This is a genomic window from Mycolicibacterium moriokaense (assembly GCF_010726085.1).
Lineage (GTDB): Bacteria > Actinomycetota > Actinomycetes > Mycobacteriales > Mycobacteriaceae > Mycobacterium > Mycobacterium moriokaense.
Map to the genome: position 1 here is coordinate 817,749 of NZ_AP022560.1, position 22,930 is coordinate 840,678.

A 22,930-nucleotide genomic window follows, 5' to 3' on the forward strand; every position below is an offset into this window, starting at 1 on the left:
GGCGATTCCGCCGTTGTAACCGCATGGTGCGAGCCGGGTCGTATTTCCGCCATGTGGTTACACCCGGCGTCAGGACAGCCGCAACGGCGCCGGGCTCCACAGCCCGCTTCGCGTCGCCTTCCCCAGCTCGAGCCGGGCCGGTTCCGCATTCGGGTACCACGGCGTGAGCCGCTGCAGCGCACCCCAGTCGCGGAACCAGTCGTTCTTCAGATAACTCGGCACCGTGGTGGCCCGCACCAGCAGTTCGGTGATCCCCAGCGGCCCGCCGCCCAGGTAGTCCATCACGGGCGAATTGGCCTCGGCCCCGAACCGGTCGGGCAGGATCCGCCACTTGGGCACCTCGGTAACGCCGTACTGGTGGGCGAACGGCCGCTGGCACGGGAAGGCCAGCCCGACGAGCCAGTCCAGCAACACCGGATCCTGGGTCCCCACGACGTCCTGCAGTGTCTGCAGCTGCGGGATGCGCGGCGGGGTGAGCGCGATCCAGTGCTGCGGGTTGAGGTCGTCGTCGGTGGCGACCAGCCGCACCTGGGTGGCGTCCTCTGGAATGGCGGCCATCGGTGCGCGCAGGTTGCGCCACGCGGGCACCGCGCCGACGTCGGCGAACCCGACACCGCCGCCCGATTCGTCCGCCGCGGCCTGTTCGTCGGTGGCCCACTCCAGCGTGACCTCACCCGGGTCGAAGCGCCCGGCGGCGGCGACCACGAGCAGCGGCCCCACCTCATCACGGGGCGGCAGCCGGTACCAGGCCGAGCGCAGCATCGCCGGCTGTTGGGTGCCGCCGCGCCAGCTGCCCATCACCGGAGTGGTCGCGGGGTCGAGGCCGTAGGGCAGGCGGGCCCGTGAACCGTTGACACCGGCTGCGGCGGTGGTGCCGCCCTCGGTGCCCGCCTCGCCCGCGGTGTCCTCCGTTTCCGGCGTGTCGGCGAAGTTGGTGGCGGTGCCTGGCCCGCCCATCACCTCGTCGGCCGAGATGTCGGACGGAATTCCGTTGGGCCCGAAGCCCTCTGCCGTCCCCGCACCGAGCGCGTCGGCCAGCGGCACGTCGACGGGCTTCAGCATGCCGGCGTTGGGATCCTGCTCGACGAGCACGTCCTCGGCCATGCCGCAGGTCTTGCCTGCCACCGCATAGAGGTTGGACCGGCCGACACTCCACGCGGGGTACTGGTCGATCATCGCCAGGGTCAGTGACAGCACCTCGAAGACGACGAGCGCCCACGTCGCAATCGCCAACGGCGCGCGGATGATTCGCTGGAACCGGGTCGGCGGCCCCGGCGGTGACTCGTCGCGGCCGGAGAAGTGGAACCACGCCGCGAGCAGCAGCGCGAGGACCGACAGTCCGAGCAAGATCGTCGTGAAGCCGAACTTCCACTCGGGGAACTGGTTGCTCCACGGCACCCCGAAGTTGGAGACGTACCACCACCCGTTGACGGTCGCGAACGACAGCGCCGTCACGAACAGCACCGCCGCGGCGAACACCGCACGGTTACGGCGCGAACGCATTGCGGCCGCGGTGACCGCGACCGCCGCAAGTGCGCCCAGCGATCCGGCCAGTCCGGCGAACACCCCGAAGTGGTGGGTCCACTTGGTCGGGGTGAACATCAGCGCAAGGAACGAGATGACCGTGATGCCGATGATGCGACGGCTCGGTCCCAGCGCGGTGCCCGGAATCCGGTACTTGCGCAACGACATCGCCACCGACACCGCGAGCGTGAGCAGCAACGTGAGCACCGCGAAGCGACGGGCGACAGAACCGTCCGGGCTGGTGGTGAACAGCCGCTCGTAGCGGATGTGCTCGTCGAACCAGCTCAGGCTCGGCCCGACCGCCGACTTGAACGTGTTGGCCTGTAGTTCGCCGAGCAACGTCTGGTCGCGGAAGATCAGGATGATCGTCACCGTGCAGGCGGCCAGAATCGGCGCGAGCAGAGCCAGGTAGCCGAACCGCGAAGTATGCGCGGCCACAATGGTTTTCAGGGGTCCGACGGCGACCAGCAGGGCGCCGACGGCGGCGATACCCGTAGGACCGGAGAACAGCGTCAGCGCGCCGATGATGATGGCGATCGCCACCGGCAGCAGCCGGCTGGTGGCCACGCCGCGCTCCACCGAGCACCAGGTGAGCAGGATGCCCAGCGCGATGATGGGTTCGGGACGCAAGCCGTTGTTCAGCGGTAGCCAGAACGCCAGGAACAACCCGGCCGCCGTCCACGCCGCGGCCTGACTGGTCTTCACGGCGTGCCCCAGCCGCGGGATCACCTCGCGGCTGATCAGCCACCAGCACGCCAGCGCCATCACCAGCGTGGGCAGCCGCATCCAGACGCTGTTGGTGCTCACGTGCGCCCACAGGGCCAGCAGGTCGTAGTACCACCCGAACGGCGCCTCAGGGGTGCCGAACCAGCGGTAGTAGTTCGCCATGTATCCGGCGTGTTCGGACACCCGCGCCATGGTCAGGATGTAGCCGTCGTCGGCGGTGTTGGCGCCGACGAAGTGCCACCACACCAGCACCGCGGTGACCACCCCGTCGAGCGGTCGTAGCGACCACCAGCGTGGCGGTAGGAAGCGTTTGACCTTCCTGCCGTCGGCGGTGTCCAACACGTGCAGCGCGCCGAGGGCGATGACCGTCATCGCGACGCCGATGATCATCGCCAGCAGCTTGAGCAGCGTCGGCGAGCTGCTGTAGCGGGTGTCCAGGGTCGCGGAGAACTGCAGGCCCGGCGGTGCCCGACCGGACAGATCGGTGAAGACGCCGACGATCTGGGGCCGGAAGTCGTAGCCGCCGCGCTCACCGCGCAGGGGTTCGCCGGCATCGTCCGAGTCGGGCGGCTGGACCAGCCCGACGAATTCGCCGGTCACCTTGTCCGCGTGCGCGGTGAACTCGAGCCGCTGGCAGTCCGGGCTGAGCACCTTGTCCAGCGGCGCGCTGACCACCGGGGTGTTGCGGACGATGACCAGCAGGTCGTTGTTCACCCGCTCGATCAGCAGGCCGCGGTCGATCGCCTTGGGCGCCTGCTTTGGCACCGTCGACAACAACACGGTGCGGGCGCGGTTCTCCGGCCCGACCAGGCCCGCCGCGACGCCGCACGGGATGCTGATCGTCAGGTCGGTGGCCACGTATCCGATCAGCGGGGCGTCGACGCTCTGCAGGACGCCGTTCTGGGGCCAGTTCAGCTGTGCGGTGGTCTGCGTGACGGGCAGCAGGGGGGTGGCGATGGCGAGGGCCGCACCGACCAGACCGGCGACGATGGCGACGAGGCGCGCCTTCCGGTGGTTCATCCTCCTTGCCCCGTCTGCGGCCACGGGGCTTGATCCTAGTTGGGGACGCGGATGGCCAGCACGAACGGCCCGATGTCGGACACCTCGAAGCGGGGATCGTCGAACAGCGCCTCATCGAGGGCGACGTGGTAGCGCCGCACGTTGGGCTGGTTGGGGTAGACGTCGGAGGCCAGCCGCAAGGTGTACGTGTCGTCGGCGCCGCGGCGCATCAGAAAGACGTTCGGCGGCTTCCACGGCAGCGCGTCGAGCTGCTCGATGAACTGGTCGGCGTCGGTCAGCGTCGCCCAGCCCTCGATGGTCTCCGCGCGCTTCTCGAACTGTGCGAGCGGGTTGGCGTAGTGCGACGTCAACCCCTGGAACCCGTAATAGGGGTAGTACGACAGGAAGCTGTAGTCCGCGGTGAGGACGACGGTCTCGTTGCGCGGCAGCCCCGTCACCTCCTGAATCCTTGCGTCGATTTCGCGGTAGTAGCGCTCGGCGCCTGGCGGGCGGCGGTCGGCCCGCTGGCCGTAGCCGTCGGTGTCGGTGTAGGCGACGACGATGTCGGACCGCAGCACGTCCGGGATGTCCTGGCTGAACGTCAGCGCGCCGATGGCGCCCAGCGTCGCGGCGGCGGCGATGACGCGCCTGCCGGTCTCCGGCCGATACCGCGCCGCGATCGCCAGCGTCGTCTCGATGAAGCCGAAGGCACCCGCGGCGGCCAGCAGCACCGTCAACGTCGGTTGCAGCCGGAACGACAACAGGGTGGTCCCGGCGAGGGTGGTCAGCATTGACAGCAGCGACCACGCGTAGACGGCGAGGACGGCGATGGTCAACGCGGCCGCGCGCGTCGAGCTGCGGGCACGCCACACCAGCCACAGTGCGCCGAGCATGCAGAGCGCACCAAGCAGCGTGGGGTGCAGCATCGGGAACTCGAGCTCCGCACCGGCCGACGGTAGATAGTGTTGCGCCGTCCCGGAATCGGCGGGCTCGCCCTTGATCGCGGCCAGCAGCCACGGCCCGAGACCGACCAACCACATCGCCCCCGAGATCGCCGCGATGACAAGCAGTCGCAGCAGCGGCCCAGCAGAGCGGCGTGCAATGCACACCAGCAGCGCCATGATCGTGAGCGTGAACGCGGCGTAGGCCAGCAGCAGCGTGTAGAACAGCGCCGCGACTCCGAGGAACAGCCCCGTCCCGATGACGGCCGCCCAGCCCCCGTTACGGGCGCCGCCGCGCAGCCCCGACCAGGCCAGCACGAAGACGGGTGGCAGCAGCACGGTGATGACGGCGGCGTACGGTTCGGCGGGGGAGTACGCCAGGGTGGCCGCGGCGGTCGCCGTCGTCACCACCAATGCGGACTCGAAGCGAATCATCGCGGCCCACAACACGAATGCCAGCGCGACGGCGACCGTGATCGAGATGATCGCCCACGGCTTGAACATCTCCCACGCGGGCGTCCCGCTCAGCGCCGCCATCCGGCCGCCGATCCAGAACCAGCCCGGCGGGTAGAACGGCGGCAGACCGTAATAGGTCATGTCGTGCAGTGCGGGGCTGTCGGCGAGCCGGGTGAGGTACTCGGTGCGGAACTGCTGGTCGACCGAGATGCCGAACAGGTACAGCTTCGTCGCGCCGAGTGGCATCGCCAGTGTGACCACCGAGAACGCCGACAGGAACAGCAGCGCCCCGAGCCGCGCCAGCACGCGCCGTCCCCGTCGCCAGACCAGACCACTCGCGAGCAGCCCTGCCAGACAGCCGAATTGGCCGACCGTGGTCAGCGCATGGAGTTGGTTCGACGAGTTATACGCCGGCCACTCGACCCGTGCGATCGCGACAAGGGACACCGCCGTCACGGTCACCGCAATGATGACCGCCACCGCCATCTGACCGAGGACGGCCGGTGCCCTACCCATGACTAGATGGGGAGCTTGCGCATCAGGGCGCGCGGAATGTGCCGGATCACCATCATCACGTAGCGAAACGCTCCCGGCGCCCATACCAGGTCCTTGCCCTTCGCCGACGCGGCGACCGCCAGTTCGGCGACGTCTTCCTTGTCGACCGTGAACGGTGCCTCTTTGGCGCCGGTCGCCTTCCAATAGGCGATCGTCGTGCCGGTGCGCACCTGTCCGGGCCTGATCACCAGCACGCGAACACCGAACTCGCGCAAGGCTTCTCCGAGTCCCAGATAGAAGCCGTCCAGTCCGGCCTTAGTCGAGCCGTACACGAAGTTCGACCGCCGCACGCGCTCGCCTGCGGCCGAGCTCATCGCGATGATCCGGCCGAAGCCCTGTGCGCGCATCTTCTCGCCGAGCAGGACGCCGACGGAAACCGCTGCGGTGTAGTTGATCTGGGCGATCTGTACGGCCTTGCGCTGGTTCTGCCACAGTTCCTCGGCGTCGCCGAGCAACCCGAACGCAACGATCGCCACGTCGACATCGCCGCCTGCGAAGGCCTTCTCGATGACGGCGGGATGGCTGGCGGTGTCGACGCCGTCGAAGTCGATCCACTCAACGGACTTGGCTCCGGCCGCCTCCATCTGCGCGATCGCGTCGTCCTTCTTGGGGTGCCCGGGGAGGTCGGCCAGGATGACCTTCGCCCGCGCGTTGCGCAGGAAGCGCTCGCAGATCGCGAGCCCGATCTCCGAGGTTCCGCCGAGCAGCAGAATGGTCTGCGGGTTACCAGTGGCATCAAGAACCATTTACAGGAGCTCCAAGCGTCGGGCCATATCGGATGCGAACACGCCGTTGGGATCGGCCTTGCGGCGCAATGCGATCCACTCGTCGATCCGGGGGTACATCTTGTGGAAGCGCTCCGCGCTGACACGGGAGTCCTTCGCGGTGTAGACCCGGCCGCCGAACTGCATGACGCGGTCGTCGAGTTCGTTGAGGAACTCGTTGACCCCGGGTTTGTTGGGGAAGTCCATAGCGACGTTCCAGCCGGCCATCGGGAAGCTCAGCGGTGCCCGGTTGCCGGGACCGAAGAGTTTGAACACGTTCAGTGCGGAATAGTGTCCGCGGGTCTGGATCCACCGGATGATGGCCTTGAACTCGTCGAGCGCATCGGGTGGCACCAGGAACTGATGCTGCGCGAAACCCGCTGGGCCGTAGGCGTTGTTCCAGCCGCTGACCAGGTCGAGCATGTGGTAGAACTGCGACAGATTCAGGATCTTGTCGCTGTAGGTCCCACCGAGTCGGTAGTACACCTCGCCGATCGCCATGAACGACAGCTTGTTCATCGCGCTCACCGGGAAGATGTTGGGCACCGTGAGTAGTTGCGGCGCATCGAATTTCAGCGGGTTCTTGGCGAGCTTGGGCGGCAGCTGGTCCAGCGTAGCGAGGCTGCCGCGGCTCACCGCGGCGCGGCCGAGCTTCGGCGGCGGGCTGATGAGGTCGAACCATGCGCTGGAGTAGGTGTAGCGGTCTTCGCTGCCGTCGAGGTGCACCGCGATCGTCTCGTCGAGATCCTTGGTGGCAACGCCGTCGGCGATGAAGTAGGCGGTCTCGGTCCGGGTCATCGCGATGCTGGCGCGCAGCACTATGCCGGTCAGCCCGTTGCCACCGACGGTCGCCCAGAACAGTTCGCTTTCGGGCCCGTCCGGCGTCAGGGTGTGCACCTCGCCGTCGGCCATCAGTAGGTCCATCGACACGACGTGGTTGCCGAAGCTGCCGGCGCTGTGGTGGTTCTTGCCATGGATGTCGGACGCGATCGCCCCGCCGACGGTGACCTGACGGGTGCCCGGCAGCACCGGAACCCACAAGCCGAACGGGAGTGCGGCCTTCATCAGCTGATCGAGGCTGACCCCGGCGTCGACGTCGGCCACCGCGGTTTCGGCGCTGATCGAATGGATGCGGTTCAGTGCGGTCATGTCGATGACCAGACCGCCACCGTTGCAGGCCTGGTCGCCGTAGGAGCGGCCGAGACCCCGCGCGAGGATGCCGCGGCGCAGGAAGGCAGGGCTCGACGAGCCGGGGTCGTTGGCTTCGCGGACGGCCTTGGCGATCAGCTCGACGTCCGGGGTGGACAGCACCTGCGCGACGGACGGTGCGGTGCGCCCGAACCCCGTCAGGGCACGTGAGGTCGTCGGCAGGTTGTCGAACATCGTGACGAGGGTACCGTGCGCCGGTCACGGTCCTGCTCAGCCGAAATATCGGTCCGTTAGCGCAACCGGAAGATGACGGCGCGCTGCACGACGAAGTTGATGACGGTCGCCGTGCCCTGCGCGATGACGAACGCGACCGGAACGCGCCACGGCTTCTCGTCCAACGCCATGTAGAAGAGGTAGTTGATGCCGACCTGCACGGAGTAGGTGACCGCATACAGCACGCAGACCGCGATGAAGCGGGCCTTGCTCGGTGGGGCCTGGAACGTCCAGCGCCGGTTGATCAGGTAGGCGGTAGTGGTTCCGGCGATGAAACTGATCGTCTTCGCGACGTTGACGTGCAGGCCGACGGCCAGCAGGGCGATGTAGAGCCCGAAGTCGACGATCGCCGAGAGACCGCCGGTGACGATGAACCGCCAGATCTGAGTCGTCAGACTCAAGTTCGGGGACATCGGGGGCTCGGCCACCCGGGCAGCTTAGCCACCCAGTCCGCTGGCAATGAGCACGGCGCGCAATGCGTCGATGGCCGCGCCGAACGCATGGTCGGGTGGAGTGCCGAAGCCGATGACGAGACCGTCGACCTGCGGGACGTCGGGTCCGGCCTGCGGATGACGCATGATCGACAGGCCCTGAAGCGCGATACCGGCCTCGCCGGCGCGTTGCAGCACCTCACGTTCGGCGCCGTCGGGCAGCGTCAGGGTGAGGTTCAGCCCGGCGTCCAGGCCGCGGATGCTGATGTCGCCGGACGACAAGGCCTGCACCGCCTGATCGCGGCGGCGTCGGTAGCGCATGCGCATGCGGCGGATGTGTTTGTCGTAGCCGCCGCCCGTGATGAACTCGGCCATCGTCAGCTGGGTGATGCCGTCGACGTAGAACTGCGAGCCGCCCTGCGCGGCAACCACGGCGTCGACCAGATCGGTCGGCAGCGCCATCCAGCCGAGGCGCAGGACGGGGGACAGGCTCTTGCTGGCGGAGCCGAGATAGACGACGCGCTCGGGGCTCAGCGCCTGCAGGGCCCCGATGGGTTGGCGGTCGTAGCGGAACTCGCCGTCGTAGTCGTCGTCGAGGACGTAGCCGTCGGTCCGTTGTGCCCAGTCGACAACGGCGGTTCGGCGAGACGGGTGCAGCGTCATGCCGTACGGGTTGTGGTGTGCGGGAGTGAGGAGGACGGCGGGCACGTCGAGCCGATCGAGTTCCTTGACGACGGCACCGTCCTCGTCGAGACCGATTGGGACGGTTGAGATTCCCATCGCGGCGAGGGCGTCGCGGAAGATGAAGAGTCCGTATGCCTCGACGGCGATGGGGCGCTGCGGTCCGAGGACTCGGCCCATGAGTTCGATGGCGTGCCGGACGCCGGCGCAGATGACGATCGATTCCGGCGAGGTGCGGACGCCGCGCGCCCGGGAAAGGTATTCGGCGAGGGCGTCGCGCAGTTCGGGTCGGCCGCGCGGGTCGCCCATGCGCAGCGCCTCGTTCGGTGCGTTGGTCAGTGCGCGCCGGGTCGCGGCGGCCCATTCGCTTCGAGGGAACTCGGATACGTCGGGGTTGCCGGGAATCAGGTTGTGTCGGGGGACGACGCGGATCCCGCGGGGGCGGGCAGGTCGCTGGGCGGGGCTGGTGTTGACGACCCAGGTGCCGGCGCCCTGGCGGGACGCGAGCCAGCCTTCGGCGACCAGTTCGGCGTAGGCCTCGGCGACGGTGTTGCGGGCCAATCCGAGATCGGCGGCGAGGGATCTCGACGGGGGAAGCATGGTGCCGGCGGCGAGTCGGCCGGAGCGCACGGCGTCGCGCAGGGCGGTGAGCAGCAGTTCTCGGGCGCCGCGGACGCCGGGGGTGATGGTTTCGCGGAGGTCCAGGTGGAGGTCGCGACTACCAGGATTGGCCCATGAAGTCATACCTTAATTCAACCATGTAGATGGGATTTTGGGCACTAGCGTTGGTGGCATGACTACGACATTGGAATCAGTTGACCGCATCCAGATCTACAAGACGTCGCCCGAGCTGTATGAGGCGATGATGGCGCTGAGTAGCGCGTCGGCCAAGGACATCGACGTCGAACTCGGCGAGCTGATCAAGATCCGGGCGTCGCAGATCAATCACTGCGCGTTCTGCCTCGACATGCATACGCGGGATGCGCGTAAGCACGGTGTCAGCGAGCAGAAGATAGATGTGCTGGCGGCCTGGGAGGAGGCCGAGAGTCTGTTCACCGAACGTGAGCGGGCCGCGCTGGCGCTGACGGAATCGATCACCGAGCTGCACAACGGCCACGTGCCCGACGAGGTCTATCAGCGGGCCGCGCAGGTGTTCTCGGAACGAGAGCTCGGTCAGGTGATCGCGATGGCGGTGACCATCAATGCGTGGAACCGGATCAACGTCGCGGCACGGGTGCAGCCGCCTACCCGCTGAAGCTAAAGCCGTATCGGCGCGACTCCGGCTGCAGCTGCCGCGTCGCTAATACGGTCGAGGGGTGCTGACCCGGTCCGGTGCAGAGATCGTCATTCATGGCGACGGCCACAATGCTGTGGTCTACAAGTTGCACCGGCCGGGGACCGACCCGCGTCACCTGGCGGTGCGGCTGCGCGTGGCTGCGGGGTCGCAGGAGCTGTGGTCGCCGCTGTCGACGGTGCCCGAAGCGGTCGGCGATCGATGGCGCACGGTGTGGCCTTACGTGGAAACCGTTGTGCCGCAACCCGAGAACCTGCCGTGGACCGAGGCGGGTGGGTTGTTGGCGCGATTACACGCTGCCTCATTGCCCGCGCGGATTCCGTCGCATGGTTGGCCGCGGCGGCGCGGACTGGACCCTGGGAAGTGCCTGGGACCTTTCGGGGTGGGACATGGCGGGATAACGCCTCTAGAAGGGTGGGGGTGGTGGGGGTCTGGTGGTGGGTGGGAAGTAGTCGTTGACGCCCCAACGGGTTCGGGTCTTGTCGGCTTGTTGGTCGTGGGCTCGGGCTTGGGCTTGGATTGCGGCGTGGTTGTGGGCGCGTTGGGTGTCGATGGTTTTGGCGCGGTTCTGAGCGCGGGTGGCGCTGCGCCGCGGCATGGCCAACCTGCGGGCAGCCTCGCTTGTCGCGGGTGCGTCCGGGTTGGTGGTGGTGAGGGGGGCGGTGGGGCGACACAGGCTGGGAAACCATAATCGACTGCCCGGATGGGTGGTGTAGGTCTGTCCCTGCGGGCTGGTCCATGTCACGGTGCCGTCGGGGAGTTGTTCATCGTGCCAGCCCCAAAATGTTTTGAGTAAGTGATGTTTTCGGCATAAACATTTGAGGTTCGAGGCTTGAGTCGGCCCGCCCGGGTAGGCGAGGGTGTGGTCGATGTCGCAGTGGTGGGCGGGTTCATCACAGCCCGGGAAGCGACACGTCATGTCGCGACAGCGCACGAAGGTGGCCAACACCGCCGAGGGGATGTAGCGCGGCTCAGCCGCAGCGTTGCCGGGGTGGCGCACCCACACGAGTTTGGCGGTGCCCGCGACTTTGGCGGCCAGCAGCGGGGCGGGCAGCATCGCCCCGCCCAACAACATCGCCGGCGCGCTGGCCGCCGGCGCCGGCGGCGGCGCGGGCATCCGGTCCAGGGCTTCGGCGATCGTCATCTCGCGTAGCGGCTTATCGGCCGGCGGCAGTTCCACCGTCCCGTCCAACTGGGCGGGGGTGTCATCGGTCAACGAGTCCTCAGAAGCGATGACGTGGACCACCACCGCGCTGGGCTGGCGCTCGGCGGCCGCACAGCCGGGATCGCCGCAGCCGCAGGCCAGCCGGTCGGCGCCGTGCCCCAACGCGCCCAGCGCCGCGGAGCGGCGCTGATCCAGGGTGCGCGGATCGTTGTCACACACCGCACGGGCCATCGCGTCCAGGCGTTGATCCAGCGCGTCGCCGTCGGTGACGATCAACCGGCCGATCACGACCACCGCCCCGGAGCCGTCATCAGGTTTGTCGATGTCGACTTTGAGGCCCTGGGCGGCGTATTCGGTGCGCCGCACCGCCATCGGGTCATAGCGCTCGACCCAGTAGTCGACCTCGGCGGCGGTGCGGATCGCCGACAGCGGCCCCCACGCCTGCAGGCGCGCGGCGATCTCGGTGTCGAGCTTGGCCATCACGTCGGGGTCTTTGACCAGCCGGGTACGCGCCACCACCGTCGAGACCAACCGGTAGTTCACCGCCCCGGCGGCGAACACCTCCGCCACCCGCGGCAGACGCTCGCGTAGCCCCACCGCGATCGACAACTGATGCGACGCCACCCCCAATGACACGTGTTGGGCGGCGGCGATCGAGGCCGCGACTGCCCCCCAGTTGTCCAAACACCACTGCTCACGCTCGACCGAGCCGCTGGCGGCATACAGGCGCTCGAGCTCATCGGCGCTGGCGAACAACCGCTGGGCACACGCGGCGTTTTCCAGCCGCGCCCACGCCCCCACCGCCGCCGGCCCCGCACTCGCCAAGGCCGCCACCACCACCCGCTGATCGAACATACATTCGACACTAACCACCCGGCCGCCGCGAAACCACCAGCCCAACCCCCACCTGTGGACAAACCCGCAATTGGGGATAACCCCGGCGGAGGCCGGTCGGCGCTGGCGGAGGGAACTAGACCCAGTACGCCACGCGCGACCGGTACTGCCGCATGGCAAAAGCGGCCAACACCCAGCCGACGATCGTCAACACGATCACCACCACCCAGTGGTGCAGTTCCTGATCCGCGCCGAGCAGCGGTGCCCGCACGATGTCCAGATAGTGCAGCAGCGGATTCAGCTCGACGATGCGCGCGTAGTCGCCAGCTCCCTGCTGCTGCAGGGTCGACTCGTTCCAGATGATCGGCGTCATGAAGAACAGCAGCTGCACCAGGCTCACCAACAGCGGGCTGATGTCGCGGTAGCGGGTCGCCAGGATCCCGAAACACAGTGATACCCACACCATGTTGAGCACGATCAGCCCGAGGGCAGGAATGACCGCCAAGTCCGTCCACTTCCACGGCTTCGGATAGATGACCGCGATGATCACGAAGATGATCATGTTGTGCGCGAACAGCAGGATCTGCCGCCACACCAACCGGTACACGTGCACGGACAGCGGCGTCGGAAGCTGTTTGATAAGGCCCTCATTCGCGATGAAGACCTCTGCGCCCTCGAGGATCGACGCGTTGATCAGGTTCCAGACGATCAAGCCGAGCGTGACGTACGGCAGGTGCTCTTCCAGCGGCAGCTTGAACAGCTTCGAGTACAACAACCCCATCGCGACAGCCGTCGCGCCGGTCGCGATCGTGATCCAGAACGGCCCGAGCACCGATCTGCGATAGCGCTGCTTGATGTCCTGCCAGCCCAGGTGCAGCCACAACTCGCGCTTGCCGAAGCCCGCGACCAAATCGCCCCAGGCGCGCGCCATCGTCTTCGACTGCGCGGCGGCGTCGGTGAATGTCACTGTGCCGGCCTCCCGAACTTCTCCCTACGACCCATGCGCCGCAACCGAATCCACTCGATCAGGCCGGCCGGGTCGCGTCGTGACACCAGGAAGTACCAGCCGAACCGCACCCACTCCTGGAACAGCAGTCGTCGCAACCCCGGCTGCGACAACAGATATCCGCGGTTGCGATACGTGAAGAACCGCTTGGCCTCGTCGTCGGGATACTGCGTGTGCATCCGCCCGCCGAGAATCGGTTTGAACTCGTCGCCGCCCTGCGGATGCAGGTAACTGGCCTCCAGGCACGTGCCGAACGGCAGGCCCGAACGCACCAGCCGGCGGTGCAACTCCGTCTCGTCGCCGCGCACGAACAACCGAAGGTCGGGCACACCGATGACCTCCAGCGTCGACGCCCGAAACAGCGCCCCGTTGAAGAAGGACGCGATACCCGGCAACAGATCGTCGGATGCCTCGGTGCGCAGTTCGTCGACCCGTCGCCGCCACACCAGGCCACGGCGCAACGGAAACGCCAGCCGCCCAGGGTCGTTCATGTCGCACACCATCGGTGAGACCGCCGCCAACCGATGCTTGTCAGCGCACGCCAGCAGCGCTCCGAGTACTTCGGAATCGGCGGGCCGGCCGTCATCGTCGGCCAACCAGACCCAGTCGGCGCCGAGCGCGAGGGCCTGCAGCATCCCCAGCGCGAAACCTCCTGCGCCGCCGAGGTTTCGGTGCGAGCCGATATATGTCGTCGGAATCGGCTGCCCGGCAACCAATTCGGCGACGTGCGGATCGTTGTCGTTGTCGACGACGATGAGATGGTCGGGCGTTCGGGACTGGGCCGACACCGCTTCCAACGACTTCGCCAGTTCGTCAGGACGCCGGTGCGTGACGACGACCGCGCACAACAGGCCGGTCATACCGAGCGCTTCTCCTCGAGGACCTCGCGCACGTGCCGTGCGGCGTCCTCGCCTTCGTACGCCCGCACGACCTCCTCGATGCCGCCGGTCATCTTGATGGTGCCGTGGTCGATCCACATCGCGGTGTTGCAGAGACGCGCCAGGAACTCGTTGGAGTGGCTGGCGAACACGAGGATGCCCGAGCGCTCGACGAGACTCTGCAGCCGCGACTGCGCCTTCTTCAAGAAGTCGGCGTCTACCGCGCCGATGCCCTCGTCCAAAAGCAGGATCTCGGGGTCGATGCTCGTCACCACGCCCATCGCCAACCGCACCCGCATACCGGTCGAGTACGTGCGCAACGGCATCGACAGGTAGTCCCCCAGTTCGGTGAACTCCGCGATCTCGTCGACCTTCGCCAGCATCTGCTTGCGCGTCTGCCCCAGGAACAGCCCACGGATGATGATGTTCTCGAAGCCCGTGATCTCGGGATCCATGCCGACGCCGAGATCGAACACCGGGGCCACGCGGCCGGTCACCGTCGCGACCCCGCGGGTCGGCTCGTAGATCCCGGACAGCAGCCGCAGCAGCGTCGACTTCCCCGCGCCGTTGTGGCCGACGAGGCCGACGCGGTCGCCCAGCTCCAGCGACATGGTGATGTCCCGCAGCGCCTCGATGACGACGACGTTGGACTCGTTGCGGCCGATGGCCCCGCCGGCCTTCCCGAGGAACGCCTTCTTCAACGAGCGTGACTTCGCGTCGAAGATGGGAAATTCCACCCAGGCGTCGCGCGTCTCGATACGCGGGGTCACCAGCCGATTCCTACTCGAATGTCAGAGGTACTGGCCGGTCCCGGCGCCGCTGCGGGGTTGGGCGACGCCAGGGGGCAGCGCTCCCTGACCACGCATCTGCTCCAGCTGCTGACGTGCGGCCATCTGCTGGGCGAACAGTGCGGTCTGGATGCCGTGGAACAGGCCTTCCAGCCAGCCCACCAACTGTGCCTGCGCGATGCGAAGCTCGGCATCGGACGGCACCGCCTCGTCGGTGAAGGGCAGCGTCAGGCGTTCGAGCTCCTCGCGCAGCTCAGGCGCCAGGCCGTCCTCCAGCTCGGCGATGCTGGTCCGGTGGATCTCGCGCAGCCGGTTACGGCTGGCCTCGTCCAGCGGGGCCGCGCGCACCTCCTCGAGCAGCTGCTTGATCATCGTGCCGATCCGCATCACCTTCGCGGGCTGCTCGACCAGGTCGGTCAGCGACTTGCCGCCGTCGTCACCCTCGTCGTTCGCAGCGTTCTGATCGCTGCCGATGACCTCGATGCCGTCGTCTTCGTTGTTGGCTGTCATGTCCCTCTCCGCGCATATGTCGATGCGGGTTCTCGTCACACAAACGTATCTAGCGACACTAGTCCGTGAGGTAGGACCAATTGTCAGGCCGCCCCGCGAGGATTGCTTCTCGAGCAGCAGCAACGTCGGACCTATGAGCGCCCCGGGCCCAAACCGCACTGGACTAGTATTGCTGGCCAGGTGACCCGTACCGGGCTCGGCTGGGAGGCTTTGGGCACAGCCGGTCATCGCCCGGGATGGTGTCCGGTTGTGCATTTCACGACAGGCTAAGAGGTGGGCTGGCATGGCATACGACGTCGCCCGGGTGCGAGGGCTGCACCCGTCTTTGGGCGACGGTTGGGTGCACTTCGACGCACAGCACGGCATGCTGCTGCCCGACGCCGTTGCCAGGGCCGTCTCGACCGCTTTCCGCGGTTCCATGCCCACCCCGACCGGTCCGCACCCCTCGGCGCAGCGCAGCGCGGCGGTGCTCGCCGCCGCCCGCCAGGCCGTCGCCGATCTCGTCGGCGCCAAGCCGGAGGGGGTTGTCCTCGGCTCTGACCGGGCGGTCCTGCTGACGTCGCTGGCTGACTCGTCGGCCGCACGAGTCGGGCTCGGCTACGAGATGGTGGTCAGCCGCCTGGATGACGAGGCGAACATCGCCCCGTGGCTGCGCGCGGCCAATCGCTATGGCGCCAAAGTGAAGTGGGCCGAGGTCGACATCGAGACAGGTGAGCTCCCGAACTGGCAATGGGAGAGCCTGATCACGGCTCCGACCAGGCTCGTTGCGATCGCCTCCGCCTCGTCGACGCTGGGTACGGTCACCGATCTCCGGGCGGTGACGAAGCTGGTGCACGACAACAGCGGTCTCGTGGTGGTCGACCACTCGGCGGCCGCGCCGTACCGACTGATCGACATCGACGAGATCGACGCCGACGTGGTCGCGGTGAACGCGCTCGCCTGGGGCGGGCCGCCGATCGGTGCGCTGGTGTTCCGTGATCCCGCGGTCATCGACTCCTTCAGCTCGGTGTCGCTGAACCCGCACGCCCGCGGTCCGGCGCGGCTGGAGGTCGGGGCGCACCAGTTCGGCCTGCTCGCCGGCGTCGTCGCCAGTATCGAGTACCTGGCCTCCCTCGACGAGTCGGCGCACGGCACCCGTCGCGAAAGACTTGCGCTGTCAATGCAATCGGCGTCGTCGTACATGAATCGGCTATTCGACTATCTGCTCATGTCGCTGCGCTCGCTGCCCGCCGTCATTGTGATCGGTCGGCCCGAAATGCGTATTCCCGTACTGAGTTTCGCGGTCAACGACGTGCCCGCGGAGAAGGTGGTGCAGCGGTTGGCCGACAACGGTGTCCTGGCAATCGCGAATGCCGGATCGCGCGTGCTCGATGCCATCGGCGTCAACGACATCGGCGGCGCCGTCACCGTCGGACTGGCCCACTACACGACGACCGCGGAAGTGGACCAGCTGGTGCGCGCGCTGGCTTCCCTGGGCTGACCCCAGTCTCAATCCGCTACGCGCAGAAGGATTTTCCCGGACACCTCACCCGAGTTCAGCAGCTCGTGAGCGGCGCCGGCCTGCTCGATGTCGAACTCGGCGCCGATGATCGGACGCACCTGACCGTCGGCGATCATCGGCCAGACATTGGCGATCACCTCGGTGACGATCTCGCTCTTGCTGCTGGGTCCGCTCACCGGACGCGACCGCAGCGCGGTGGCGATCACCCCGCCGCGCTTACCGAGCAGCTTGCCGATGTTCAGCTCGGCCTTGACCCCACCCTGCATTCCGATGATCACCAGACGTCCGTCGGGAGCCAGCGCGTCGACGTTGCGGTCGAGGTAGGCCGCACCCATGATGTCGAGGATCACGTCGGCGCCCGCGCCGCCGGACTCGGCGCGAACCCGCTCCACGAAGTCCTCGTCGTGGTAGTCGATGGTGACCTCGGCGCCGAGTTCGGCGCACAGGTCCAGCTTGTTCTTCGACCCTGCGGTGATCGCCACCCGGCAGCCAAGCGCGCGGCCGACCTGGATGCCGTGCGTACCGATGCCGCTCGCACCGCCGTGGATGAGCAACCACTGACCGGCCCTCAGGTGCGCGGTCATCACCAAGTTCGACCACACCGTGCATGCGACCTCGGGCAGGGCGGCCGCGTGGTGCAGCGACACCGTGTCCGGGACCGGCATCACCTGTCCGGCGGGCACGGCGACGTACTGGGCGTAGCCTCCACCGGCCAGCAAAGCACACACCGGTTGCCCCACCTGCCATCCGGTGACCCCGTCGCCCAGGCGCTCGATCGTCCCTGACACCTCGAGCCCGAGGATCTCGCTGGCACCGGGCGGCGGCGGATACTTGCCCGCCGCTTGCAGCAGGTCTGCCCGGTTCACCCCCGCGGCGCTGACTTTGATGACTACTTCACCGTCGCCGGGCGCCACGTCGGGAACTTCTTGCCAGGTCAATTGGCCTTTGCTGGAGGTCATGATCGCTTGCATTCAAACAAGGCTACTACGCTGCGAAAACAGTCTGTTTGTTCCCGCCCCAGCAACGCATCAGAGATTTACCATTGCCGCATGGAGCAGATCATCGCGGGGCGTACGGCCAGTGATATGCCGGGACTGGATATCGCTGAGCAGCGGTCGTGGCAAAACTTCCTCGATTCGGCGTTGCGGATGTATGCGACTCTCAACCGGTCGCTGATGGATGCGCACCAGCTGACCCTCAACGATGTTCGGTTGCTGGACATCCTGGACAAGTCCGAAACGGGCTCATCGCGAATGGGCGACCTCGCCGACAACCTGATGTCGCTGCCCAGTCGCGTCACCCGCCAGATCCGCCGCCTGGAGCTACAGGGTCTGGTGCGGCGCGGCGCCAGTCCCGACGACGGCCGCGGCGTCCTCGCGACTATCACCGACGAGGGCAGGACCGCCGTGCGCGAAGCCATGGTGACCTACGGCCAGGGCGTGCGGACGCATTTCCTCTGCCGGCTGTCGCGGCCGCAGATTGCGGCGATGGGTGAGAACTGCCGACGTGTCAGCGCCGCTCTCAAGACTGCCGCACCTCCCGCGAAACTCGGGCGCGTCTGAACCCGTACCCTTATCGGCGGTGGCGTGGCAGAGCGGCCTAATGCACTCGCCTTGAAAGCGAGAGACGGCTAAAACCGTCCGGGGGTTCAAATCCCTCCGCCACCGCCAGAGTTTCGGCACTACCATCCATTCATGAGCGCACTGGCGGTGGTCGTGATCGCGGTCACTGTGCTGGCCTTGGTAAGCGCGGTGGTCGTGGGGTGGCTGTTGTGGACCAGCCGCGTCGACGGTCGCGACGATTCCGCCGAGGCGCGCTATCGCAGGCACTCCAAGCATTTGCACAGTCCGCGGAACATTCGGATGATGCGCGCCAGGCAGCGCCCCGGGATGTGGGGCGCAGGCGCGACAGGCGCCGCAGGCATCGGTTTTCTCGGCTTCAGTGGCGACGAGCATGGCGACTACGGTTCAGGATGCGCCGCCGGATGCGGCGGTGGCTGTGGCGGCGGAGGTGGCTGCGGCGGCAGCTAGCGCAGCGCGATCTGCGACTCGGTGGAGTTGGCATGGCCGAGCGTCAAACCTGTTGACGCCGTGGCGGGTTCGGCATGGCGGGGGGCGACGACCGCGATCTTCGTAATTGCGTTGCGCGCCAGCGTCATCGCGCAACGAGGCGAGTGCTGGTGGGTGGCGCCACGAACCCTATTCCCCGGTGAAGTTCGGCGGCCGTTTCTCGAACGTCGCCTGCAGCCCCTCGGCAAGATCCTTGGACGGTAGGAACGCAGAGTTCCAGGCCGCCACGTAGCGCAGGCTCTCGGAGACCCTGGCGATGCGCTGCTGATCGAGGACGTCCTTCACACCGCTGACGACCAGCGGCGGGTTGGCGGCGATCTCGGCGGCCGTCGCGTGCGCGGCGGCCAGCGACGCTTCCGCGTCGTCGAACACGTCGTTGACGAGACCGATCTTCTCGGCCCGTGCGGCGTCGATGTCCTTACCCGTCAGCGCCAGCTCGCGCAGGTGCCCGTCGGACAGGATCAGTGGCAGGCGCGCCAGGCTGCCCACGTCGGCGACGATCGCGATCTTGACCTCGCGCACCGAGAACTTGGCGTCGGCGCTGGCGTAGCGGATGTCGACGGCGGAGATCAGGTCGACGCCGCCGCCGATGCACCAGCCGTGCACGGAGGCGATCGTGGGGGTGCGGCAGTCGGCGACGGCGTTGATGGCGCCCTGCATCCGCAGGATGGTCTTGTGGAAGTCGGACCGCGGACGTGCGGTGGCGCCTTCGGCGAGCACGTCGGAGAGGGTGCCGCCCATCGCGAGCAGGTCAAGCCCGTAGCTGAAGTTCTTACCCGAACCGGTCAGCACGATCGCCCGCACCTCGCGGTCGGCATCGAGCTCGGCGAAGACATCGGGCATCTCGGCCCAGAAGGCGGGTCCCATGGCGTTGCCCTTGCCCGGACCGATCAGCGTCACCTGTGCGACGTTGTCCTTGACCTCGACGGCGACGGATTCGTATGCCCCATTTTTCTGGCCCATGGCCCAGAAGGCTAACGACTCACGGTGGCGAGCCGGACACCACCTCGCTGACCGTCATGTCCGGCATGAACTGGCACATGGCGCCGGCCATGAGTATCGCCGTCAGTTCGGTCATGTTGTCGGTCACGCCATCTTCTTTGAGGATGGCGCGGATCACGGCCTTCTGTGTGGCCTCGTCGAGACTGTTGTACTCCTCGCACGTCATCGTCTGCGCATTCGGCGGTGGGGGAACGTCGGGGACGTCATTGCCGCCTAACCCAGGCAGACCAGGGATATCGGGGATCTCGAAGCCCGGTAAGCCCGGAATGGTCGGCTGCGCCGTCGCCGTCGGCTCCGTCGTCAAATCCGGCCCCGGCTCGGTCGTCATGGCGACGTTGCCCTCGGTGGTGCGCTGGCACCCGGTCGCGAGGCCGATCACGATCAGCGCCGTCGCCCCCACCCGCACGTACGTCTTCATCTGGGCAACGATAGGCGCAAGCTCGACATAGGAGAAACGCATGAGTGACGACCTGCGCCCCGGACCCGATTCGCCGCCGACGGACGAACTCGACGGCGCTGAAGCCACCTTCGCCGTGCTGAACCATGTCCTGCACGGAATTGCCGACGTCGACCTGGAAAAGCAGACGCCGTGCCGCGAGTTCGATCGGACGGACTCGGTGGAACGTCAAGTCATCCCCGCCGGACGGCCTGCGTTGGACGCCTGGAAACGACGCGGCCGCGACGGCACCGTGTCGTTCGGCATGTCGTTCGGGACCAACGAAGTGCAAGCCAAGGTGATCGTGGGCATCCTGTCGCTCGAATTCCTCGTCCACGCTTGGGATTACGCGGCCGCCATCGGACGTGAGGTGAACGCGCCGGACTCGCTGTCCGACTACGTGCTGGGGTTGGCTCGCAACATCATCACCCCGCAGGGCCGCGCCAAGGCCGGCTTCGACGACCCGATCGACGTGCCTACCGATGCCGGTGTGCTGGACCGCTTGATCGCCTACACGGGCCGCGCGCCCGGGCTGAACGGCTAGAGCCGCGACAGATAGAAGTACATGTAGCGGCCGGTGCCCGAGGTGAAGTCGAGGGCGCCCTTGCCGTTGGTGATCGCCACGACGGTATCGTCGTCGACCTTCTTGAAGTGGTCGTGAATCGGCATGCCGTCGTAGACCATCGTCGCGGTCAGCTCCCCGCGAAACTCCTCCGTCCAGAGGCTGGCGGCGCCGTTCATCAGGTTGGTGTCGGCGCGCGTGGTGCCGTCGTCGTCGCGGTAGACGATCGGGTCGACGTCGAACGCGGACCGGAACGTGGTGCCCCACCAGCGGTCGCCGAGGAACCGGTCGCCGCGGTGGCCCGTGACGAGGTCACCCCCCCACTCGCCGATCATGAAGTCGATCGTCACGGCTTCCAGGGTCGCCCAGAAGTCCTCGAGCTCGTCGTAGGGGATCGGGTCCGCGCGACGGACGAACTCGTCGAACCGCACGCGCGCGGAGGTCATGCGGCGATCCACTTCCTGGCGAATTCGATGAACGCGTCGTTCTCGTGATGCGCGCCGATGGTGACACGTACCCCGTCCTCGGCATACGGCCGCACGATGATCCGGCTGTCGGCCGCGGCCTTGGCGAACTCCTGCGTCCGGCCGGGCAGTGGCAGCCAGACGAAGTTCGCCTGGGACGGCGGCACGGTATAGCCGGCGTCGCGCAGGGCATCGGTGACGCGGGTACGTTCGGCCACGACCTCGTCGGTTCGGGCCATCAGTTCGTCGGCGGCCTCCAGTGAGGCGATGGCAGCGGCCTGCGACACCGTGGTCGCGTTGAACGGCACGTAGACCTTGCCCAGCGCCGTGACGATGTCAGGATCGCCGACGGCGTAGCCGACGCGCAGCCCGGCCAGCCCGTAAGCCTTCGAAAACGTCCGTAGCACAACGACGTTGCGATGATTGCGGACCAGGCTGAAGCTGTCTGGCACGAACCCGTCGCGGATGTATTCGACATACGCCTCGTCCAGGACGATCATGATGTGCGACGGCACCGCTTCGACGAAGGCGCCCAGTTTGTCGGGGTCGACGACAGTGCTGGTGGGGTTGTTCGGGTTGCACACGAAGATTAACCGGGTCCGGTCGGTGATCGCGGCCAGCATCGCGTCGAGGTCGAAGATGTAGTCCGACAGCGGAACGTGTACCGGCGTGGCCCCTGCGGTGCGGACCTGCAGCGGGTAGATCTCGAAGCTGCGCCAGCCGTAGAGCACCTCGTCACCGACAGTCGATGTGATCTGGATCAACTGCTGGGAGAGGCTGACCGATCCACCGCTGACGGAGATGTGCTCGGGCGAGAAGTTCACGTGCTTGGCCAACGCCTCCCTGAGCTCGACATAGCCGTTGTCGGGGTAGCGGTTGATGTTCTCGGCGGCCTTCTCGATCGCGGCCAGGACGCTGGGCAGCGGCCCGTGCACCGTCTCGTTACTGGCGATCTTGATGGCCCCCGGCACGTTCATACCGGGGGTGTAGGCCGGTAGATCGGCAAGCTCTGGTCGTAGCCGGGCAGTCACCCGCTCAGTTTATGGGTAGCTGGCGCGCTCTTGATCTGCTTTGCTTCGCGCTATCGGGGCTGTGTACTCTGTCGGATCGGCGGTAAACGTCAGGAGGCGTGCCAGAGCGGCCGAATGGGGCTCACTGCTAATGAGTTGTCGCCCTCAAAGGCGACCGGAGGTTCAAATCCTCTCGCCTCCGCCAACAACTGAACACACATGCGCCCGTAGCTCAACGGATAGAGCATCTGACTACGGATCAGAAGGTTAGGGGTTCGAATCCCTTCGGGCGCGCTCACAATTCGAATGCATTTTCGGGCGGTCCGGACGGCGCGGACTCGGTCGCGAGAGTTTGCCGGAGAGGCGGCGTGTAACCGTGCGCCCTATCTCAATGCATGACTCAACGCGATATCTCGCTGTCTCGATTGACCACGACCCGCGCATCGGGTGCCGTCGTACTCATCCGTGTGTATGTCGGCCTGATCTTCGTCGGCGAAGGTCTTCTGAAATTCGTTCGCCCCGACGCGCTCGGCTCCGGCCGGTTCGTCAAGGCCGGCATCCCTATGGGGGCGTTCCTCGCCGATTTTGACGGCGTCCTCGAAATCGTGTGCGGGCTGCTGATCCTGGTCGGGCTGTTCACTCGGCTGGCGACCCTGCCGATGATCGGCGACATGGTCGGTGCGCTCGGGATCACGAAGCTGCCGCTGTTGTGGGACCATGCCCCGCTCTATCCGAGTGAGGGCGGAATCTGGGACTTCTTCCACGAAGGCCGCCTCGAACTGGCGATGCTGTGCGGCTGCCTCTACCTGCTGATCGTCGGCGCGGGGCCTCACTCGGTTGACGCGCGGGTGAACCGGAGTGCCACCGCATCTCGTGAACAGAAGGTGGCCGCTTAACCGCGTCCACAGCATT

General features: G+C 67.0%; 23 protein-coding genes and 3 tRNA genes. 9 read left to right on the top strand and 17 right to left on the bottom strand.

What is annotated here, in order from left to right; genetic code table 11:
• Nucleotides 1–69 precede the first annotated feature (69 nt).
• Genes G6N43_RS03870 through pdxR form a run of 6 tightly spaced genes read right to left on the bottom strand, consistent with a single transcriptional unit; the run spans nt 70 to nt 9,243 of the window.
• A complete protein-coding gene (locus G6N43_RS03870) occupies nt 70–3,270 on the bottom strand; it encodes an arabinosyltransferase domain-containing protein (protein ID WP_110810568.1) in 3,201 nt (1,066 codons plus the stop codon).
• 35 nt (nt 3,271–3,305) lie between these two features.
• The gene (locus tag G6N43_RS03875) at nt 3,306–5,162 is read right to left on the bottom strand and encodes a galactan 5-O-arabinofuranosyltransferase (RefSeq protein WP_083157530.1); all 1,857 of its coding nucleotides are present in this window, start codon (nt 5,160–5,162) and stop codon (nt 3,306–3,308) included.
• A 2-nt stretch (nt 5,163–5,164) separates the two neighbouring features.
• Nucleotides 5,165–5,947 (bottom strand): decaprenylphospho-beta-D-erythro-pentofuranosid-2-ulose 2-reductase, encoded by a 783-nt coding sequence (locus G6N43_RS03880; RefSeq protein ID WP_083157531.1) that lies wholly within the window; start codon nt 5,945–5,947, stop codon nt 5,165–5,167.
• Nucleotides 5,948–7,348 (bottom strand): decaprenylphosphoryl-beta-D-ribose oxidase, encoded by a 1,401-nt coding sequence (locus tag G6N43_RS03885; RefSeq protein ID WP_083157532.1) that lies wholly within the window; start codon nt 7,346–7,348, stop codon nt 5,948–5,950.
• A gap of 56 nt (nt 7,349–7,404) precedes the next feature.
• Nucleotides 7,405–7,800 (bottom strand): GtrA family protein, encoded by a 396-nt coding sequence (locus G6N43_RS03890; protein ID WP_083157537.1) that lies wholly within the window; start codon nt 7,798–7,800, stop codon nt 7,405–7,407.
• Nucleotides 7,801–7,824: 24 nt separating this feature from the next.
• On the bottom strand, nt 7,825–9,243 hold the full coding sequence (pdxR, locus tag G6N43_RS03895) for a MocR-like pyridoxine biosynthesis transcription factor PdxR (RefSeq protein WP_083157533.1): 1,419 nt from the start codon (nt 9,241–9,243) through the stop codon (nt 7,825–7,827).
• 49 nt (nt 9,244–9,292) lie between these two features.
• On the opposite strand from pdxR, the gene G6N43_RS03900 reads away from it, so the two are divergent.
• Nucleotides 9,293–9,754, top strand: coding sequence for a carboxymuconolactone decarboxylase family protein (locus G6N43_RS03900; protein WP_083157534.1), 462 nt, complete (start codon nt 9,293–9,295; stop codon nt 9,752–9,754).
• Nucleotides 9,755–10,199: 445 nt separating this feature from the next.
• On the opposite strand, the gene G6N43_RS03905 is transcribed toward G6N43_RS03900, so the two are convergent.
• The 5 genes from G6N43_RS03905 to G6N43_RS03925 all read right to left on the bottom strand — a co-directional run bounded on the left by G6N43_RS03905 (nt 10,200) and on the right by G6N43_RS03925 (nt 14,974).
• A complete protein-coding gene (locus tag G6N43_RS03905; protein WP_163657980.1) occupies nt 10,200–11,813 on the bottom strand; it encodes an HNH endonuclease signature motif containing protein in 1,614 nt (537 codons plus the stop codon).
• A 115-nt stretch (nt 11,814–11,928) separates the two neighbouring features.
• The gene (wzm, locus tag G6N43_RS03910; protein ID WP_083154983.1) at nt 11,929–12,759 is read right to left on the bottom strand and encodes a galactan export ABC transporter permease subunit Wzm/RfbD; all 831 of its coding nucleotides are present in this window, start codon (nt 12,757–12,759) and stop codon (nt 11,929–11,931) included.
• Nucleotides 12,756–13,658, bottom strand: a complete 903-nt coding sequence (gene glfT1, locus G6N43_RS03915; protein WP_083154981.1) for a galactofuranosyltransferase GlfT1 — start codon at nt 13,656–13,658, stop codon at nt 12,756–12,758. The genes wzm and glfT1 overlap by 4 nt, the downstream gene beginning before the upstream one ends.
• A complete protein-coding gene (wzt, locus tag G6N43_RS03920; protein WP_110810484.1) occupies nt 13,655–14,449 on the bottom strand; it encodes a galactan export ABC transporter ATP-binding subunit Wzt/RfbE in 795 nt (264 codons plus the stop codon). Before wzt ends, glfT1 begins: the two co-directional genes overlap by 4 nt.
• A gap of 18 nt (nt 14,450–14,467) precedes the next feature.
• Nucleotides 14,468–14,974 (bottom strand): bacterial proteasome activator family protein, encoded by a 507-nt coding sequence (locus G6N43_RS03925; protein ID WP_083154977.1) that lies wholly within the window; start codon nt 14,972–14,974, stop codon nt 14,468–14,470.
• Nucleotides 14,975–15,257: 283 nt separating this feature from the next.
• Here G6N43_RS03925 and G6N43_RS03930 point away from each other — a divergent pair, with 283 nt between their 5' ends.
• Entirely contained in the window at nt 15,258–16,454 is a 1,197-nt protein-coding gene (locus G6N43_RS03930; protein WP_083154975.1) for a cysteine desulfurase-like protein, read from the top strand.
• A gap of 8 nt (nt 16,455–16,462) precedes the next feature.
• On the opposite strand, the gene G6N43_RS03935 is transcribed toward G6N43_RS03930, so the two are convergent.
• Nucleotides 16,463–17,446 (bottom strand): NAD(P)H-quinone oxidoreductase, encoded by a 984-nt coding sequence (locus G6N43_RS03935; protein ID WP_083154973.1) that lies wholly within the window; start codon nt 17,444–17,446, stop codon nt 16,463–16,465.
• 78 nt (nt 17,447–17,524) lie between these two features.
• On the opposite strand from G6N43_RS03935, the gene G6N43_RS03940 reads away from it, so the two are divergent.
• The 3 genes from G6N43_RS03940 (at nt 17,525) to G6N43_RS03950 (ending at nt 18,505) form a co-directional block, all read left to right on the top strand.
• Nucleotides 17,525–18,037 carry a MarR family winged helix-turn-helix transcriptional regulator gene (locus G6N43_RS03940; protein ID WP_083154971.1) on the top strand — a complete coding sequence of 171 codons (513 nt, stop codon included), beginning with the start codon at nt 17,525–17,527 and terminating at the stop codon, nt 18,035–18,037.
• Nucleotides 18,038–18,055: 18 nt separating this feature from the next.
• Nucleotides 18,056–18,145: transfer RNA gene (locus G6N43_RS03945), tRNA-Ser, on the top strand.
• 24 nt (nt 18,146–18,169) lie between these two features.
• Nucleotides 18,170–18,505 carry a hypothetical protein gene (locus G6N43_RS03950; protein WP_083154969.1) on the top strand — a complete coding sequence of 112 codons (336 nt, stop codon included), beginning with the start codon at nt 18,170–18,172 and terminating at the stop codon, nt 18,503–18,505.
• On the opposite strand, the gene G6N43_RS30835 is transcribed toward G6N43_RS03950, so the two are convergent.
• The 3 genes from G6N43_RS30835 to G6N43_RS03960 are packed head-to-tail and all read right to left on the bottom strand — an operon-like array spanning nt 18,502 to nt 19,964.
• A complete protein-coding gene (locus G6N43_RS30835; protein ID WP_263991824.1) occupies nt 18,502–18,633 on the bottom strand; it encodes a hypothetical protein in 132 nt (43 codons plus the stop codon). The two genes, G6N43_RS03950 and G6N43_RS30835, sit on opposite strands and share 4 nt — an antisense overlap.
• Nucleotides 18,634–18,673: 40 nt before the next feature.
• Nucleotides 18,674–19,507: a crotonase/enoyl-CoA hydratase family protein gene (locus tag G6N43_RS03955; protein WP_083154967.1), complete on the bottom strand. Its 834-nt coding sequence runs from the start codon at nt 19,505–19,507 to the stop codon at nt 18,674–18,676.
• A gap of 19 nt (nt 19,508–19,526) precedes the next feature.
• Nucleotides 19,527–19,964, bottom strand: a complete 438-nt coding sequence (locus G6N43_RS03960; RefSeq protein ID WP_083155026.1) for a hypothetical protein — start codon at nt 19,962–19,964, stop codon at nt 19,527–19,529.
• A gap of 40 nt (nt 19,965–20,004) precedes the next feature.
• Here G6N43_RS03960 and G6N43_RS03965 point away from each other — a divergent pair, with 40 nt between their 5' ends.
• On the top strand, nt 20,005–20,526 hold the full coding sequence (locus G6N43_RS03965; protein ID WP_083154965.1) for a TIGR03086 family metal-binding protein: 522 nt from the start codon (nt 20,005–20,007) through the stop codon (nt 20,524–20,526).
• Here the strand turns inward: G6N43_RS03965 and G6N43_RS03970 are convergent.
• Nucleotides 20,523–20,990 (bottom strand): DUF4334 domain-containing protein, encoded by a 468-nt coding sequence (locus tag G6N43_RS03970; protein WP_083155024.1) that lies wholly within the window; start codon nt 20,988–20,990, stop codon nt 20,523–20,525. The genes G6N43_RS03965 and G6N43_RS03970 overlap by 4 nt on opposite strands.
• Nucleotides 20,987–22,039 carry a histidinol-phosphate transaminase gene (gene hisC, locus G6N43_RS03975; protein ID WP_083154963.1) on the bottom strand — a complete coding sequence of 351 codons (1,053 nt, stop codon included), beginning with the start codon at nt 22,037–22,039 and terminating at the stop codon, nt 20,987–20,989. Before hisC ends, G6N43_RS03970 begins: the two co-directional genes overlap by 4 nt.
• A 92-nt stretch (nt 22,040–22,131) precedes the next feature.
• On the opposite strand from hisC, the gene G6N43_RS03980 reads away from it, so the two are divergent.
• From G6N43_RS03980 to G6N43_RS03990, 3 genes are all read left to right on the top strand, one after another.
• A tRNA-Ser gene (locus tag G6N43_RS03980) sits at nt 22,132–22,223 on the top strand.
• A 16-nt stretch (nt 22,224–22,239) separates the two neighbouring features.
• A tRNA-Arg gene (locus G6N43_RS03985) sits at nt 22,240–22,312 on the top strand.
• Between the two features lie 101 nt (nt 22,313–22,413).
• Entirely contained in the window at nt 22,414–22,914 is a 501-nt protein-coding gene (locus G6N43_RS03990) for a DoxX family protein (RefSeq protein ID WP_083154961.1), read from the top strand.
• Nucleotides 22,915–22,930 lie beyond the last annotated feature (16 nt).